Genomic DNA, 16,821 nt, shown 5'->3' with positions numbered 1-16,821 from the left:
CCAGCGGGTGGACCGCCCGTGACGCGGCAGTCCGTTCTGACGTTGTTCGACCATGGCGCACCGGTTCTCGGTGCGCCGGCCGCCGACGACTCAGGCCAGACGATCAGCGGCTTCGTTGAGAGGGTCGGTGTTTCAGGCCCGCTGGTGTCCTCAGACGGTTCAACGCATGATGCCGCGCAGCTGCTGGTCCAGGCCATCGACGCCATGATCGGGGTGGCCGGGGCAGACGCGGCTTCGATGAAACTCACGATCGCCGTTCCTGCGCATTGGGATTCCGCGACACAACGAACCTTCCGAGATGCGCTGGACACTCATGCCGGGCTCTCGACACTGGGCGGGCCGGTGCGACTGGTGTCGGATGCCCGCGCAGCACTTGCAGGTCTGAGCACCGAAAATTCGTTGCCGGACAGCGGTGTGGTGGCCTTGATGGACTTCGGCAGCAGCGGCACCAGCATCACGTTGGCCGATGCCGGACGAGCATTTCGACCCGTCGACGAAACATTGCGCTACCGTGCGTTTTCCGGTGATCGACTCGATGATGCCCTGCTGGCCCACGTGCTGGACAGCATCGGGCACAACGGTGGCGCCGACGCGGGTATGACCGCGGCGGTAGCCCAACTGGCCGAACTGCGGACGGAATCAACCCGCGCCAAAGAATTGCTTTCCGTGCAGCAGGCGGCCGACCTGGTGGCTGATCTGCGCGGATCGCAGCTCAGCGTCCGCGTCACCCGCGCCGAGTTCGAGGCGTTGATCGAGGAGTCTCTCGCCGGCTTGTTGTCCGCGATGGACGACATGTTGGAACGCAACATGATTCGCTGGAGTCAGCTTGCCGCCGTGGCGCTCGCCGGTGGCGGCGCCAGCATTCCGTTGATCACCAGGCGGCTGTTTGAGGGACGACGGGTGCCGGTACTGGTGTCTGCGCACCCGGCATTCGATATGGCGCTGGGGGCGGCTCAGCTGGTGGAGTGCATGGCCGACGAAGACGCGACCACCCGCACCGCGCTGGCCACCGAAGACGCTCAGGCGCGCACCGCCGTGGCGGTCGCCGTGGGCTCCGGCGCGGGAATGACGGGATACCCGGGTGGGGGCGGGGGAATGGACGGGTTCGGGCCGACATCGCTGGCCGAACCGGAACTGGCCTGGTCGCAAGAGGAAGTCCGGTTCGGCGACGAGCCTGTCGCCTACGACGGAGAGTCTTATACCGGCAGCATCGACCTCAAACCTGCGGCGCCGTACCAGGTTCCGTCGCGGCTTCCGGACCGACGGCGACGCTCGGGGCTGCCCCGGCTGGTCTTGGGCGTCGGCGCGCTGGCGGCGATGGTGGCGGTCGGCGGCGTCGGATACCGACTCACCAGTGCCACCGACACCGAGGCCCCGGTCGAACAGCCCGTCACCAGCAACCTCGCCCCACCGTCGGCGCCCTCCAAGGCGCTCTCGGCGGCCCCCGTCCAGCCACCGCCGAGCGAGGCGCCGAGCGAGGTGCCCAACATCAACAGCAGCCCGGAGCCTCCGCCGCCGCCACCCCCGTCCCCGGTGGTGACGACCGTGGCCCCGCCGGTGCAGGCCACCACGACCACCAGACCGTCGCCGACGTCCACCACCACAACCACGACACCGTCGCCGACACCGACCACGACAACAACGACGTCGGCGCCGCCGATGACCACCACGACCACCAGCACCCAGGTGCCGATGACAACGGACTACCTGACGCTGCCGTTCGTGCCGGTCCCGATCCCGGTTCAGGTGCCGCAGAACCAGGCGCCGCCACAGAACCCGTACGCGCCCAGAGGTGGCGCGCCCGGCCTGTTCCCGTGAGGCCGCTACGCCAGCCGTGGGTGAGGCGCACACTGGAGTGAGTGGACCTTCAGGGAGGCGCGCAATGGGTGAGGACAGGTCGTTCGGATTCGAGCCCGAGGATTTTGACCGCATGATCCGCGATGCCAGCGAGGGGCTGCGCGACGCGGTGGACTGGATCGGCCGTTTCGTGGCGGCTCCCGGTGAACGGTCGGGCTGGGGAGCGGTGTTCGAGGAGTTCGCGCGCAGGCCCCGCAGCGGCCCCTCCACCGCCGGTGAGGCCGGCGACGGAGTGTGGGCGATCTACAGCCTGGACGGCGCCGGCGGCGCCCGCGTCGAGGAGGTCTACGCGAGCGAACTGGATGCGCTACGCGCCCATCAGCGCAATACCGACCCCCTCCGCCGGGTGAGATTTCTGCCATATGGCATCGCGGTCAGCGTGCTCGACGATTCCGCGGAGACGTCGTAGCTGACCTGCGCGAACGCGTCTAATCGGGGGTCGGGGCCGGGGATGGGACCCAGGCCGCTCGGGTGCGGGATCCGTACCTCGACCGTTATGAAGTTGTGATAATTCGCTGGTTTGGCCGTACAGTGTTCTGCTGTGGGGAGGCAGATCTTTGCCAGGAACCGGCATAAGTCATCGGTAGTCATGGCTGCGCTCGTCGTTCCGGCCGCAGTGTTCTTTGCCGTAGGCGGAAGCGCGTGTCCGTCAGGTGCCAAACCAGCCGCCGCATCGGTTGCTGGCGACGCCGCACCGCGGGGCGCGCAGATCGTGACCGCGACACCGGCCGGGTTCTCGTCGGCCTTTGCCGCTGGACAGATCGGGCCGGATCCCGATATGGCGATGCCGGCGTCGCGATGGCGGGTTGTCGTCCCGGAAGCCCTTCCGCGGCCGCTGCCAGCGGGCCTGGCGCCTGAGCGGGGCCTGCAGGTCAAGACCATCCTCGCCTCGCGCGCCATCAGCGCGGCGTTCCCCGAGATCCAGAGCATCGGTGGAGTACGTCCGGATGCGCTGCGGTGGCATCCCAACGGTTTGGCCCTCGACGTGATGATTCCCAACCCCGGCAGCGCTGCCGGGATCGCGTTGGGCAATGAGATTCTCGCGTTCGCGATGAAGAACGCCGAACGCTTCGCGCTGCAGGACGTCATCTGGCGCGGCACCTATTACACGCCCAGCGGACCGCACGGATCCGGCTACGGCCACTACGACCACGTCCACATCACCACCACCGGCGGCGGGTATCCGACCGGCGGCGAGGTCTACCTCCGCTGAGTGCGCCGCGGATGAGGCCGTTTCGCCACCACGGGAAGGGCCCGACGGCGACAATGGCGCTGGGCGGAAGGACACAAGGCATGGGGATGCTCCGGAACAGGATCATCGTCGGTACTGCTGCCGCGGGCGCGCTGGCCGGTCAGCTGTTGACCGGGGCCGGCGTCGCGCAGGCCGATGATTTCAACTATCTGGGTGCGTTGCGCGCCCAGGGTGTATGGATCCACAAGGACGCCGAACCCTACGTGCTCAAGCAGGCCCACCGGTTGTGCGGCAAGCTCCGCCAAGGTGTTCCGCCGGACGAGGTGGCCGCGGAGTATCCCGCGTTGCCGGCCCCGGTGTTCCTGGACATTCTGCGGGACAACGAATGCCCGGACGCCCCGGGCTGAATGTGACTCACCTGAATCGGCGCAGCCTGATTACCGCGGCGGGCCTTGGCCTGCTGGCCGGTGCGGTTCGGCTGCCGCACGCGCAAGCCGACCCCGCGGGCAAGTACCTCTTCGTTGACGAGTTCGACGGGCCCGCCGGCTCGGCCCCGGATCGGTCGAAGTGGGCGGTGGCCCGGGCGCGGGAAACGATGAAGGACCCGACCTTCTGGGAGCTCCCCGAAAACGTCGGCCAGTACCGCGACGACCGCCAGAACGTGTTCGTCGACGGCAAATCCAATCTGGTGATCCGCGCGGCCAAAGACGGCCCGACCTACTACGCCGGGAAGCTGCAGGGCAACTGGCGGGGCGGGATCGGTCATACCTGGGAAGCCCGGATCAAACTCGACTGTCTGACCCCCGGGTGCTGGCCGGCGTTCTGGCTGGGCAACGACGACCAGGGCGAGATCGACATCGTCGAGTGGTATGGCAACGGCAGCTGGCCGTCGGCCACCACCGTGCACGCGAAAGCCAACGGTTCCGCGTGGCAGACCCACAACATCGCGTTGGACAGCGCCTGGCATACCTGGCGTTGCCAGTGGGACGACGGCGGCATCCGGTTCTGGCAGGACTACACCGACGGGGCCGCGCCGTACTTCTCCGTGGCGGCCGGTTCCCTGACGGACTGGCCGTTCAACAAGCCCGGCTACACCGTGTATCCGGTGCTCAACCTCGCGGTGGCCGGTTCGGGCGGCGGTGACCCGTCCGGGGGCACGTACCCCGCGCAGATGCTGGTGGACTGGATCCGGGTCTGGTGAGGTTGGCCGGGGCCGGTCCCGGTGGTCTCATCCGTCTCATCCGCACCTGGCCGGAGTGGATAGACCCGCTGAAAGTTGATATCGCGGGCGCTATCAGGTGGCGGCTGAGGTGTTTCCCGGGTCTGGCTGTGGCGCGTGATCGGTGAGCCAGGCCGCTCCGGCGCGGGCCGATCGGAGCAGCGCGTCGCGCTCGCCGAAGTAGGTGGCGATCCCGCCGAGCCCGGGTAGCGCACTCAGCCGCCGATACAGCTTCGTCGCCTGTGGCCGCTTGGCCACCTCGTCGAACGTCGCCCGCAGGATGCCGGCCAGTTGCCAGACGGTCCTGATGGCCACCACCGGCGTCGACGACGTGATGGCCTCCAGCGGCTTCCAGCCCGGCGGCGGTGTTTCAGGAAGCGGTTCGGGCTCGTGGGCGGAAGCCACATCGACGTCGTCGGGCAGCGGCCGCAGACACAGCACCTCGGCGAGCAGCCGCACCTGCTCACGCTGATCGGTGACGCCGTACTCGCGGGCCAGGGCGCACAACACGATGGCCTGGCTGACGAATCCGGCCAGATCGCCCACCGGCACCACCCGGGCCAGCCAACCGAACGTCCCTGGCGAGGCCACCAACAAGGTGCTCAGTGCGCCGACCCGGTGTACCCACCAGTGGACGCGCTCGTCGCGGCTCATCCGGTCCCAGGCGGCGGTGCCGGGCAGGTCGGCGGCGTTCATCAGCTGGGCGCCGGCGTTCAGGGCGCGGTCGGCGGTGCTGCGGGTGCGGCCGGCCTGGCGGCGACGACGCCACAGCCGCAGCCGGCGGACCCGGTCGCTGAGTCCGCGGGGCGGCCTGAGCAGGCGGTGGGTGCGCTTGCGCAGCCCGATCGGATCGGCTTCCGCGAGCAGGTTGAGCAGTGGGTTGATGACCGCCACCGCGCGGCTCAGTGCGTCGGCGACGTCGGCGTCGGACAGGGTGGCGCGCGGCTTCGGTAGAAGACCCATACCGGTGATTGTGGCTGGGATGGACGGCATCCTGGAGCCGATGACGGGAATCGAACCCGCGTGTTCAGCTTGGGAAGCTGATGTTCTGCCATTGAACTACATCGGCACTGTCGATCACGAAGGCTAGCACCCTGCGTAGATCGGCCCGGTCACCAGGCAACCTCTCGAAGCGCCCCCGGGACCTGTGCGCACCGCGCAATTCAGCGGAAACATGATCGCCGCCAACCGGAAACGCGTGCCAGTCATGCTCTTCAGCAACCCTGAAAGGAGCCTGAAGTGCCTGCTATCGATCCGGCCGCCACCGCGTGGCTACTGGCTGCCACCGGCTTGGTTCTGCTCATGACTCCGGGGTTGGCGATCTTCTATGGGGGCATGGTCCGCACCACCGGCGTCCTGAACATGATCATGATGAGCTTTGTCGCGATCCCGCTGGTCACGGTGGCCTGGCTGATCGCCGGCTATTCGCTGGCGTTCTCCAACGACACCGGCCAGGGTCTGATCGGCAACCTCGAGCACGTCGGGATGGCCGGGATCAACCCCGACTCCGCTCACGGCGCGGTACCCGAACTGCTGTTCGTGACCTTCCAGCTCAGCTTCGCCATCATCACCGCCGCGCTGGTCAGCGGCGCCATCGCCGACCGCGCCAAGTTCTCGGCCTGGATGCTGTTCGTCCCGCTGTGGGCGGTCGCCGTCTACGCCGTGGTGGCGCACTGGGTGTGGGGCCCCGGCGGCTGGCTGCAGCACCTTGGAGTGCTCGACTACGCCGGCGGTCTGGTCGTCGAGATCGTGTCGGGTGCCTCCGCGCTGGCGCTGGCCCTGGTGCTCGGCCCCCGGATCGGCTTCAAGTCTGACGCGATGCACCCGCACAACCTGCCGTTCGTGGTGCTGGGCGCCGGGCTGCTGTGGTTCGGCTGGTTCGGCTTCAACGCCGGTTCGGCGTTGGCGGCCAACGGAACTGCCGCGGCGATCTTCCTGAACACCTTGGTCGCCGGCTGCCTGGGCATGCTGGGTTGGCTCACCGTCGAACAGGTCCGCGACGGAAAGCCGACCACCTTCGGTGCCGCCTCGGGGGTGGTGTCGGGTCTGGTCGCCATCACGCCGTCGTGCGGCACGGTCAACACCCTGGGCGCCGTCGTCGTCGGCCTGGCGGCCGGTGTCGTCTGCTCCTTCGCCATCGGGTTGAAGTTCCGCTTCGGATACGACGACTCGCTGGATGTGGTCGGCGTGCACTTCGTCGGCGGCCTCGTCGGGGTACTGCTGATCGGGTTCCTGGCCACCGAGGTGATGACCGATGGTCCGAATGGCCTGCTGTATCACGGCGGTGCGGTCCTGCTGGGCAAACAACTGTTGGGTGCGTCGGTGGTCGGCGCCTACGCATTCATCGTGTCCTACGTATTGGCCAAGCTGATCGACCGCACCCTGGGTTTCCGGGTCAGCGCCGAGGACGAGGCCACCGGCGTCGACGTCACTCAGCACGCCGAAACCGCCTACCACGGTCTGGTGCACGGCCATATTCCGCTGCTGCACCACATCGACCGGGTCCACCCCGCCGAACGCGCCCCCGCCCCCGAACTGGGCCGGCCGGTGGACATCGTCCCCGCGGTCACCGAATTGGTGTGACCCCCGGGGTGACGGGCGTCACGGTGCGCGCCCCGGCCAGCCGGGGCAACAGATAGGCTCGTCGGGTGCTGCTCTCCGATCGCGACCTGCGGGCCGAAATCGCTGCTGGCCGACTCGGCATCGAGCCCTTCGACGATTCCCTGGTGCAGCCGTCCAGCGTGGACGTGCGCCTCGACAGCCTGTTTCGGGTGTTCAACAACACCCGCTACACCCACATCGATCCCGCGCAGCGCCAGGACGAGCTGACCACCATGGTGGAACCCCGCGAAGGGGAGCCGTTCGTCCTGCATCCGGGCGAGTTCGTGCTGGGCTCCACGCTGGAGATCTGCACGCTGCCCGACGACCTGGCCGGCCGGCTGGAAGGCAAGTCGTCGCTGGGCAGGCTGGGTCTGCTGACCCATTCGACGGCCGGATTCATCGACCCCGGGTTCAGCGGCCACATCACCCTGGAGCTGTCCAACGTCGCCAATCTGCCGATCACGCTGTGGCCGGGAATGAAGATCGGTCAGCTGTGCATTCTGCGGTTGACGAGTCCAGCGGACCACCCTTACGGCAGTAGCCGGGTAGGGTCGAAATATCAGGGTCAGCGAGGCCCGACACCGTCTCGCTCCTATCAAAACTTCATTAAGTCCGGCTAGCTGGGGATATTGCGACCGCACGCGCGCACAGCGATGACCAACGAAGCTTCGTCGTAGGTGCCCGCGCGGGACGGTCGGTAAGTGAGTTGTCCAGGAGGTGTTGTGGACATCGTTCTAGGGGTGTCGATGGCGCCCTCGACTGTGCGCATGGTGTTGGTTGAGGGTGAAAGTGGCGACGGGGTCACCGTCGACCACGACGGTTTCGACGTGGCCAGACCCGACGAACCCACCGTCGCTAATGCGCCCGACCAGGTGATCGCGGCGATTCTGGGCACTCGGGAAAGCGCTTTCCACGGCGGCTACAACGTGGCGTCGACCGGAGTCACCTTCAGCGACCAGGTGCAGGCGGCGATGCTGCGCGACGCACTGGCCGCCCACAAGGTCGAGAACGTGATGTTGGTCTCGGCGTTCCTGGCCGCCGCCGCGCTGGCCCAGGCCGTCGGTAACGCGACCCATTACGGCCGCACCGGTCTGCTGTTCGTCGAACCCGACACCGCCACGCTGGCCTTGGTCGACACCGCCGACGGGTCGGTCGCCGAGGTGCAGCGCCGCACCCTGTCCGGTGACGACGACGCTGCCGTGGGCGAGCTGGCCGAATTGGTGGCCGGCGCCGACCGGATGGAGACACCCCCGGACGGGGTGTTCGTGGTGGGCTCCGGCGTGGATGTGGGCATGATCAAGTCGGCATTGGACGCGGCGACCTCGTTGCCGGTCAGCGTGCCCGAGGAGCCCGAGATGGCGTTGGCGCGCGGTGCGGCGCTGGCCAGCGCGCACGCGCCGCTGTTCGTGTCGTCCACCCAGGGCCTGGCGTGGGCGCAGGACTCCGGCACCGGTGAGGTGCCCCGCAATCCCGTCGCCGACGGCTACGCCTACGTCTCGGCGGTGCCGATGGAGTACGAGAGCACCCAGGGCGCCGACGCCCTGGCCTACAGCGCGATGCCGGACGGGCCCGAGAGCGGCTACCTGCCGATCGCCGGGGCCGATGCGGCATTCGACGACCCGTCGTTGACCGACTCGCGCCTGCTGGACTTCAGCACCGGCGTACACCAGCAGGAACCCAAGTCGTTCATGCTGGTCGGCAGTGCGTTGGCGACGCTGTTCGTGGTCGGTGTGGGGGCCCTGGTCCTCGTGTTGGCGTTCACCATGCGCCCGAGTGCCGCGGAACGCCCCAACGCCACCGGACACGTCGTCGTCCCGACCCAGCAGGCGCCGCCGGCCAAGGCGCCGCTGCCCGCGCCGAAACCGGCACCCGCGCCGGTCCCTCAGCAGGCACCCGCGCCGGCACCGGTGCCGCAGGCGCCCGCGCCCGTCCCGCGCGCGCCGGCACCGGTTCAGGTGCCCGCACCCGCACCTCCTCCGGCGCTGCCGCCGCCACCACCGGCGTTGCCGCCGATCCTGCCTCCACTGGAGATCCCCGGGCTGCCGGGCGGCCCGCCGTTCGGGGGGCCACCGCGGGGTGGCGGCGACTGGGACCACGGTGGCGGCCACGGTGGCGGTCATGGCGGCGGTCACGGTCGCGGCGGCGGCGGGATCCCGGGGCTTCCCGGAATTCCGGGGATTCCCGGGCTGTAGACCTTGGCATATAGTGGACAGGTAGATAAGCTGATCTAAGTGTTCACCGACTGTTAACCTTGAGGCTCGGGAGGGATTGTGGACATCGTTATGGGGGTCTCAATGGCCCCTTCAGCGGTGCGCATGGTGCTGGTCGAGGGGGAAAACGCAGACGGTGTCACCGTCGACCAGGACGACTTCGACGTCGCCACCAGCACGGATGACGCCGCCACGGTCCGTACCAGCGCCCCCGACCAAGTGATCGCGGCGATCCTCGGCACCCGAGAAGGTGCACACGACGGCGGCTACCACCTGGCCTCGACGGGCGTCACGTTCAGCGACCAGGCGCAGGCGGCGGTCCTGCAGGACGCGCTGGCCAACCACAAGGTCGAGAACGTGATGCTGGTGTCGGCGTTCCTGGCCGCCGCCGCGCTGGCCCAGGCGGTGGGCAACTCCACGCACTACGGCCGCACCGGACTGCTGTTCGTCGAGCCGGAAACCGCGACGCTGGCAGTGATCGAGTCCGCCGACGGATCGATCATCGAGGTTCAGCGCTGCGCGCTTTCCCGCGACGACGAAGTGGCGATGACCGAGCTCGCCGGGCTGGTCGCCGCGGCCGACAGACTGGACTCGCACCCGGACGGGCTGTTCGTGGTCGGCTCCGGCGTCAACGTCGCGATGATCAAGCCGGCCCTGGAACAGGCGACCGCCCTGCCGGTCAGCGTGCCGGAGGAGCCGGAGACCGCGCTGGCGCGCGGCGCGGCGCTGGCCAGTGCACACGCTCCGCTTTTCACCTCCTCCACCCAGGCGCTGGCCTGGGCGCAGGACCCCGGGACCGGACAGGTCAACGCCGACCTGCTGGCGTTCGGGTACGCCTACGCGTCGGCCTCGGCGATCGACTACGAAGCCACCCAGGGCGGTGGGGCGCTGGCATATAGCGCCCTGCAGGACATGACCGACAGCGTCTACCTGCCCACCCCCGACGTGATCGACGTGGACTCCGGCGCCAACCCGCAGCTTGACGATGTCCCCGAGGACGACGCTGCCGAGGAGGCGCCGGCCGGGCGCAAGCCGTTCCTGCTGGCCGGCAGCGCGCTGGCCACGCTGTTCGTGGTCGGGGTAGGCGCGTTGGTGATCGCCCTGGCGATCAGCATCCGCCCGACGGCCAGTCAGCGGCCCGAACCGGGTCAGAACATCGTTGTTCCGGCGCAGCACGCACCGGCGCCCGAAGCGGCCCAGCCCGCGCCGCCACCGCCGGCGGCCCCGGCTCCGCCGCCCGAGACCATCCCGCAGCCCGTCCCGGCGGCACACGACGTCCCGGCCCAGGCACCGGCTCCGCCACCCGCAGCGCCGGCTCCTGCTCCGGAGGTACAGGCTCCCGCCCCCGCGGCTCCGGCCCCCGCGCCGGTGCCCGAGGCGCCGGCTCCCGTCCCGGTCCCGGCGGCGCCGGCCCCGGTGCCAGTGCCCGCGGCGCCGGCTCCGGCGCCCCAGCTGCCGGTGCCGATCATCGTGCCGTTGCCGATCCAGGTGCCGGCGCCGGTGCCGCAGCAGCCGACCCCCAGGCCGCCGCGGCAGCCGTCGGGTGGCGGGCACCAAAACGCGCCGGACCCGGGCCACCAGAGCGGCGGCAGCAGCGGCGGCGGCAACAACAGCGGCATCCCCGGTCTGCCCGGCAGCGGCTCGAACAACGGTGGGATTCCCGGACTTCCGGGCGGTGGCTCCGGCGGCGACTCCAACACCGGTGGTGGCGGCAGCATCCCCGGAATCCCGATCATCCCGGGTGTCGGCGGCAGTAACGGCGGCGGCTCAAGTAGCGGTGGCGGCTCAAGCAGCGGCGGCGGTATCCCCGGTATCCCCGGCTTGGGTGGCGGCTCCAATGGGGGCGGTGGCAACGGCGGCTCGAGCGGCGGCGGTGGCGGGATCCCCGGTATCCCCGGCTTGGGTGGCGGCTCCAACAGCGGCGGCGGAGGCGGCGGCATCCCCGGCTTCGGCGGTGGCGGCTCGAACGGCGGCGGCATCCCCGGCTTCGGTGGTGGCGGCGGCTCAAACAGTGGTGGCATCCCGGGCCTCGGCGGTGGCGGGCACAGCGGCGGGGGCTGGGGCGGCTTCGGCGGGGGCGGCGGAGGCTTCGGTGGCGGCAAGGGTGGCGGCTTCCACTTCTGAGGGCCACGCGGCGTCGAGCAATGACGGCGCCACAGCTGCCGAATTCGCAACCGTCACCTGTCGTTAGCCTGCCGCTCAGCGTGATGACGTGGTGCGCTCACCGCGGCCCTTTACACAGGAATCATGCGTTGCACCGTCTTCGGCACGGGCTACCTGGGTGCTACCCACGCGGTTGGGATGGCGGAGCTCGGGCACGAGGTGATCGGCGTCGACATCGACCCCGGCAAGGTCGCCAAGCTCGCCGGCGGTGACATCCCGTTCTACGAGCCCGGCTTGCGGAAGATGTTGGCCGACAACATCGCTGCCGGTCGACTGAGATTCACCACCGATTATGACCTGGCCGCCGAGTTTGCCGACGTGCACTTCCTGGGCGTCGGCACCCCGCAGAAGCGCGGCGAGTACGGCGCTGATCTGCGCCATGTCCACGCCGTCATCGACGAACTGGTGCCGCGGCTGACCCGGCCATCGGTCATCGTCGGCAAATCCACGGTGCCCGTCGGCACCGCCGCCGATCTCGGTGAACGCGCCCGCCGGCTGGCGCCCACCGGCGTCGGTGTCGAAGTCGCCTGGAATCCGGAGTTTCTACGGGAGGGCTTCGCAGTGCACGACACCCTGCACCCCGACCGCATCGTCGTTGGGGTGCAGGGCGATTCGATACGGTCCGAAGCCACCCTGCGAGAGCTCTATGCGCCGATGCTCGACGAGGGCGTGCCGTTCCTCTTGACCGATCTGCAGACCGCGGAGTTGGTCAAGGTGTCCGCCAATGCCTTTCTGGCGACCAAGATCTCGTTCATCAACGCGATCTCGGAAGTATGCGAGGCGGCGGGTGCCGACGTAACGCTGCTCGCCGATGCGTTGGGCTACGACCCGCGGATCGGTCGTAAGTTCCTCAATGCGGGCCTCGGATTCGGGGGTGGCTGCCTCCCCAAGGACATTCGGGCGTTCATGGCACGCGCCGGCGAGCTGGGTGCCGACCAGGCGCTGACGTTCCTGCGCGAGGTGGACAGCATCAACATGCGCCGCCGGACACGGATGGTGGAACTGACCACTGCCGCTTGCGGGGGATCACTGCTGGGCGCCAACATCGCCGTGCTGGGCGCCGCGTTCAAACCCGAATCCGACGATGTGCGTGACTCGCCGGCACTCAACGTCGCCGGCCAGCTGCAGCTCAACGGAGCCACCGTCAACGTCTTCGACCCGAAGGCATTGGAGAACGCGCACAGGCTGTTTCCCACGTTGAACTACGCGGTGTCGGTCGCCGAGGCGTGCGACCGGGCCGACGCGGTGCTGGTGCTCACCGAGTGGCCGGAGTTCGTCGACCTCGATCCCACCGATCTGGCCGATCGGGTGCGCGCAAGGGTCATCGTCGACGGCCGCAACTGCCTCGACGTCCACCGCTGGCAACGAGCCGGTTGGCGGGTGCACTGCCTGGGACGGCGCGTAATCTGACCGCGTGGATTTTGCGGCGGCGTTACTCGAGGAAAACCGTGCGTTCGGTGAACTGGTGCGCGCAGGCGACCAGACCATCCCGATACCGACCTGCCCGGAATGGACCCTGCGGCAGCTGTTCCGCCACGTCGGCCGCGGCGAACGCTGGGCGGCGCAGATCGTCACCGAACGCCGCGACGTCGATCCCCGCAGCATCGAGAACGGCAAGCCGCCCGAGGACCTGGACGGCGCGATCGCCTGGCTGCACGACGGGTCGCGGCTGCTGGTCGACGCCGTCGAGAAGACCGGCGCGAACACCCCGGTCTGGACGTTTCTCGGGCCGCGCCCGGCCGGCTGGTGGCTACGCCGCCGTTGCCACGAGATTTTGGTGCATCGCGCCGACGCCGCACTGGCACTGGGCAAGCCATTCACCACCACGCCCGAGTTGGCCGCCGACGGCCTGAGCGAGCTGCTGGATCTGTCCGTCGCGCTGGCCGTCGCCCGCGGGCACGCGCTGTCGCTGGCCGAGGACCAGACCGTTCACCTGCACGCCACCGACCCCGGGCTGGGGGAGCAGGGTGAGTGGACGATCAGCGCAACCGACGGCCTGCTCAGCTGGACCCACGCGCACGGGAAGGGCACTGTGGCCGTCCGCGGGGGAGCCACCGATCTGCTGCTGGCGGTGTCGCGCCGGGTCCCGATCGCCGACACCGGCGCCGAGATGTTCGGCGACCTCACCGTGTGGCAGAAGTGGCTGGACCATACTGCTTTCTGACCCGGACACGGTAGTTTGCAGGGCATGACCACATCGGAGATCGCCACCGTCCTGGCCTGGCACGACGCTCTGAGCGAAGCGGATCTGGACACGTTGGTGCGGCTGTCCAGCGACGACATCGAGTTCGGCGATGCGCACGGCGCGGGTCAGGGGCACGACGCGCTGCGGCGGTGGGCCGCCTCGGTTGCGGACGCCGGAGAACTGGGCCGAATGTTCGTCCACCACGGTGTGGTCGTCGCCGAACACACCGGCACCGCGGGGGCATCGGCGTTCCGGGTGGTGCACGACCACGTGACCTCGGTATTCCGCCACGACGATCTGGCGTCGGCGCTGTCGGCCACCGACCTCACCGAAACCGACCTCGTCGACTGACGGGACGGGAAGCCACGCATGCGCGGGATCATCCTGGCCGGCGGCTCGGGCACCCGGCTGTATCCGATCACCTTGGGCGTCAGCAAGCAGCTGCTGCCGGTCTACGACAAACCGATGATCTACTACCCGCTGTCCACCCTGATGCTGGCCGGCATCCGCGACATCCAGGTGATCACCACCGCCCAGGATGCGCCGGCATTCCAGCGCCTGCTCGGCGACGGCGCCGCGTTCGGCATCGCCATCAGCTACGCGGTCCAGGACCAACCCGATGGGCTGGCCAGGGCATTCGTCATCGGCGCCGAACACATCGGAAACGACTCGGTGGCATTAGTGCTGGGTGACAACATCTTCTACGGCCCCGGCTTGGGCACCAGCCTGCGCCGCTTCCAGACCATCAGCGGCGGAGCGGTTTTCGCCTATCCGGTGGTCAACCCGTCGGATTACGGGGTAGTCGAGTTCGGGGCGGACGGCTTGGCGATCTCGGTGCAGGAGAAGCCGGCGACACCCAAATCCCGGTATGCGGTTCCCGGCCTGTACTTCTACGACAACGACGTCATCGAGATCGCCCGCGGGCTGCGCCCGTCGGAACGCGGCGAGTACGAGATCACCGAGATCAACCAGATCTACCTGGAGCAGGGCCGCCTGAGTGTCGAGGTGCTGCCCCGAGGCACCGCCTGGCTGGACACCGGCACGTTCGACTCGCTGCTGGACGCCAGCGATTACGTCCGCACCATCGAACGCCGGCAGGGCTTGAAGATCGGCATCCCCGAAGAGGTGGCCTGGCGGATGGGCTTCATCGACGACGAGCAGCTGGCGGCCCGCGCCCACACCCTGCTCAAGTCCGGCTACGGCGGCTATCTGCTGGACCTGCTGGAGCGGCGCTGACGGCCCGCTAGCCGCCGCCCAGGATCGCCTCGGTTGCGCGCTGCAGCGACAGTTCGGCCCTCTCCCGGCTGTCGCCCATGCCGACGAACATGTCGACGGTCATCGGGCCGAGGATGTGGGTCAGTGCGCGACCCTCGTGCCCGAACGTTCCCACGCTCTCCAACAGAACGATGCCGTGCACCATGCTCCACGTCCGCCCGGCCAGATCCACTACATCGTCGGCGCGAATCCGGCCGCTGTCGATGATCCGTTGTACCGCGCTGACGAGTTGATCGAATGTTGCTGTGGCGATCGGCATCTCGTTGGTCGGCGCGCGGAACAGCTGTGGTGCGGCCAGGCCGAACATCAACCGGTAGCGCTGCGGGCTGGCCAACGCGAACTCGCGGTAGGCGTAACCCATGATGAAGAAGTCGGCGATCGGATCCTCGGTCCGCGGCGCCGAGCCCAGTGCCTGGCCGAACCGCTCGAAGGCCGCCGCGACGATCGCCTCCAACAGACCGTTCATGCCGCCGAAGTGCGTGTAGACCGCCATCGTCGAGGCCCCGATCTCGGCGGCGACCTTGCGGGCCTGCAGCGCCTCGGGGCCGCCGCTGTCCAGCAGGCGGGTGCCGGCCTCGATCAGGCGCTCACGCGGACTCGAACTCACCCTTGCCATGCTGCCATAACGGTGTTATACATGTCGAATAACATCGTTATGGCCAGGAGGTGCCCGATGACCAACCCATACCTTCAGGGCGGATTCGCCCCGATCGCAGACGAATACACCCTGACCGACCTCGAGGTGGCCGGGCGCATCCCGGACTACCTGGACGGTCGCTACCTGCGCAACGGGCCCAACCCGGTCGGCGAGATCGACCCGGCGACCTACCACTGGTTCATCGGTGACGGCATGGTCCACGGGGTGCGGATCCGCGACGGCAAGGCGGAGTGGTACCGCAACCGCTATGTGCGTGGACCGCAGACCGCGGCGGCGCTGGGTGAACGGGCGCCGGGCGGCGGGCACGTCGGGCCGTCCGGGATCGGCGCCAACACCAATGTGATCGGGCACGCCGGGCGCACCTTCGCGCTGATCGAGGGCGGCATCTCCTGCTACGAACTGACCGATGAGCTCGACACCATCGGTCCCTGCGACTTCGACGGCACCGTGAGCGGCGGCTACACCGCGCACCCCAAGCGCGATCCGCAAACCGGGGAACTGCACGCCGTCTCCTACGCCTTCAACCGTGGCAACACCGTGCAGTACTCGGTGATCGGCACCGACGGCCGAGCGCGGCGCACAGTGGACGTCGAGGTGACCGGATCGCCGATGATGCACGACTTCTCGCTGACCGAAAAGCACGTCGTCTTCTATGACCTGCCGGTCACGTTCGACACCCGCGGGGTGGTGGAGGCCTCGGTGCCGCGGGCGATGCGGCTGCCGGCGCGGTTGATCCTGTCGGCGGTGATCGGTCGGGTGCGCATCCCGGATCCGATCACCGCGCGCCTGCCGCGGTCGGCCGGCGCGAGTCGCACCATGCCCTACCGGTGGAACCCGAAATACCCAGCGCGGGTGGGGGTTATGCCCCGAGACGGCGGCAACGCCGACATCCGGTGGTTCGATGTCGAACCCTGCTACGTGTTTCACCCGATGAACGCCTACGACGAGGGCGACACCGTCGTTCTCGATGTGGTTCGGCACCCCAAGATGTTCGACACCGAGATGCGCGGCCCCGCCGAGGGTCTGCCCACCCTGGAGCGCTGGACGGTCGACCTGGCCGACGGTAAGGTCCGCGAATCCCGCTTAGACGATCGCGGCCAGGAGTTTCCGCGGGTGGACGAGCGTCGGGTCGGCAAGCGGCACCGGTTCGGATACGCGGTCTGCATCGGCGACGGGGTGGTACCGGACGCGACGTTGCTCAAGCACGACCTGGTCGGTGGAGCGACGGCGACGCGTTCATTCGGCGCCGGAAAACAGCTGGGCGAGTTCGTCTTCCATCCCGCTGCCGTCGATTCGCCCGAGGACGAGGGGGTGCTGATGGGATTCGTCTACGACAGCGCGGCCGATCGCAGCGAGCTGGCCGTCCTGGATGCTGCAACGATGGAGGACGTCGCCAGTATCCGGCTGCCGCACCGGGTTCCCGCCGGGTTCCACGGCAACTGGGTGCCGACCGGACAGTAG

General features: G+C 68.9%; 16 protein-coding genes and 1 tRNA gene. 14 read left to right on the top strand and 3 right to left on the bottom strand.

The window, feature by feature from the left end:
- The first annotated feature begins 18 nt into the window (after nt 1-18).
- The 5 genes from AC5Y36_RS03860 to AC5Y36_RS03840 all read left to right on the top strand — a co-directional run bounded on the left by AC5Y36_RS03860 (nt 19) and on the right by AC5Y36_RS03840 (nt 4,250).
- The gene (locus AC5Y36_RS03860) at nt 19-1,818 is read left to right on the top strand and encodes an Hsp70 family protein (protein ID WP_500039525.1); all 1,800 of its coding nucleotides are present in this window, start codon (nt 19-21) and stop codon (nt 1,816-1,818) included.
- A 64-nt stretch (nt 1,819-1,882) separates the two neighbouring features.
- The gene (locus AC5Y36_RS03855; protein ID WP_500039524.1) at nt 1,883-2,266 is read left to right on the top strand and encodes an Rv0313 family protein; all 384 of its coding nucleotides are present in this window, start codon (nt 1,883-1,885) and stop codon (nt 2,264-2,266) included.
- 132 nt (nt 2,267-2,398) lie between these two features.
- Complete coding sequence (locus AC5Y36_RS03850) at nt 2,399-3,070, top strand: VldE C-terminal domain-containing protein (RefSeq protein WP_500039523.1); 672 nt, start codon at nt 2,399-2,401, stop codon at nt 3,068-3,070.
- 80 nt (nt 3,071-3,150) lie between these two features.
- Nucleotides 3,151-3,456, top strand: a complete 306-nt coding sequence (locus tag AC5Y36_RS03845) for a DUF732 domain-containing protein (RefSeq protein WP_500039522.1) — start codon at nt 3,151-3,153, stop codon at nt 3,454-3,456.
- Between the two features lie 2 nt (nt 3,457-3,458).
- A complete protein-coding gene (locus AC5Y36_RS03840) occupies nt 3,459-4,250 on the top strand; it encodes a glycoside hydrolase family 16 protein (RefSeq protein WP_500039569.1) in 792 nt (263 codons plus the stop codon).
- A 93-nt stretch (nt 4,251-4,343) separates the two neighbouring features.
- Here the strand turns inward: AC5Y36_RS03840 and AC5Y36_RS03835 are convergent, their stop codons facing one another.
- Nucleotides 4,344-5,231 carry a hypothetical protein gene (locus AC5Y36_RS03835; protein ID WP_500039521.1) on the bottom strand — a complete coding sequence of 296 codons (888 nt, stop codon included), beginning with the start codon at nt 5,229-5,231 and terminating at the stop codon, nt 4,344-4,346.
- Between the two features lie 32 nt (nt 5,232-5,263).
- Nucleotides 5,264-5,337, bottom strand: a tRNA-Gly gene (locus AC5Y36_RS03830).
- 170 nt (nt 5,338-5,507) lie between these two features.
- Here AC5Y36_RS03830 and AC5Y36_RS03825 point away from each other — a divergent pair.
- From AC5Y36_RS03825 to rfbA, 8 genes are all read left to right on the top strand, one after another.
- Nucleotides 5,508-6,851, top strand: a complete 1,344-nt coding sequence (locus AC5Y36_RS03825) for an ammonium transporter (RefSeq protein WP_500039520.1) — start codon at nt 5,508-5,510, stop codon at nt 6,849-6,851.
- A 65-nt stretch (nt 6,852-6,916) separates the two neighbouring features.
- Entirely contained in the window at nt 6,917-7,489 is a 573-nt protein-coding gene (gene dcd, locus AC5Y36_RS03820) for a dCTP deaminase (protein ID WP_500039519.1), read from the top strand.
- A 102-nt stretch (nt 7,490-7,591) separates the two neighbouring features.
- Nucleotides 7,592-9,061 carry a DUF7159 family protein gene (locus tag AC5Y36_RS03815; RefSeq protein ID WP_500039518.1) on the top strand — a complete coding sequence of 490 codons (1,470 nt, stop codon included), beginning with the start codon at nt 7,592-7,594 and terminating at the stop codon, nt 9,059-9,061.
- Between the two features lie 90 nt (nt 9,062-9,151).
- Nucleotides 9,152-11,203, top strand: a complete 2,052-nt coding sequence (locus AC5Y36_RS03810; protein WP_500039517.1) for a DUF7159 family protein — start codon at nt 9,152-9,154, stop codon at nt 11,201-11,203.
- A gap of 123 nt (nt 11,204-11,326) precedes the next feature.
- Nucleotides 11,327-12,652, top strand: coding sequence for a UDP-glucose dehydrogenase family protein (locus AC5Y36_RS03805; RefSeq protein WP_500039516.1), 1,326 nt, complete (start codon nt 11,327-11,329; stop codon nt 12,650-12,652).
- 4 nt (nt 12,653-12,656) lie between these two features.
- Nucleotides 12,657-13,406, top strand: a complete 750-nt coding sequence (locus AC5Y36_RS03800) for a maleylpyruvate isomerase family mycothiol-dependent enzyme (protein ID WP_500039515.1) — start codon at nt 12,657-12,659, stop codon at nt 13,404-13,406.
- Between the two features lie 24 nt (nt 13,407-13,430).
- A complete protein-coding gene (locus tag AC5Y36_RS03795) occupies nt 13,431-13,778 on the top strand; it encodes a nuclear transport factor 2 family protein (RefSeq protein ID WP_500039514.1) in 348 nt (115 codons plus the stop codon).
- Between the two features lie 18 nt (nt 13,779-13,796).
- On the top strand, nt 13,797-14,663 hold the full coding sequence (gene rfbA, locus AC5Y36_RS03790; RefSeq protein WP_500039513.1) for a glucose-1-phosphate thymidylyltransferase RfbA: 867 nt from the start codon (nt 13,797-13,799) through the stop codon (nt 14,661-14,663).
- A gap of 7 nt (nt 14,664-14,670) precedes the next feature.
- Here rfbA and AC5Y36_RS03785 read toward each other — a convergent pair whose 3' ends face one another.
- Entirely contained in the window at nt 14,671-15,309 is a 639-nt protein-coding gene (locus AC5Y36_RS03785; RefSeq protein WP_500039512.1) for a TetR/AcrR family transcriptional regulator, read from the bottom strand.
- 66 nt (nt 15,310-15,375) lie between these two features.
- Here AC5Y36_RS03785 and AC5Y36_RS03780 point away from each other — a divergent pair, with 66 nt between their 5' ends.
- Nucleotides 15,376-16,821, top strand: a complete 1,446-nt coding sequence (locus AC5Y36_RS03780; protein ID WP_500039511.1) for a carotenoid oxygenase family protein — start codon at nt 15,376-15,378, stop codon at nt 16,819-16,821.

This window comes from Mycobacterium sp. NGS50 (assembly GCF_059812545.1).
This window is presented reverse-complemented; position numbering and strand designations above follow the sequence as displayed.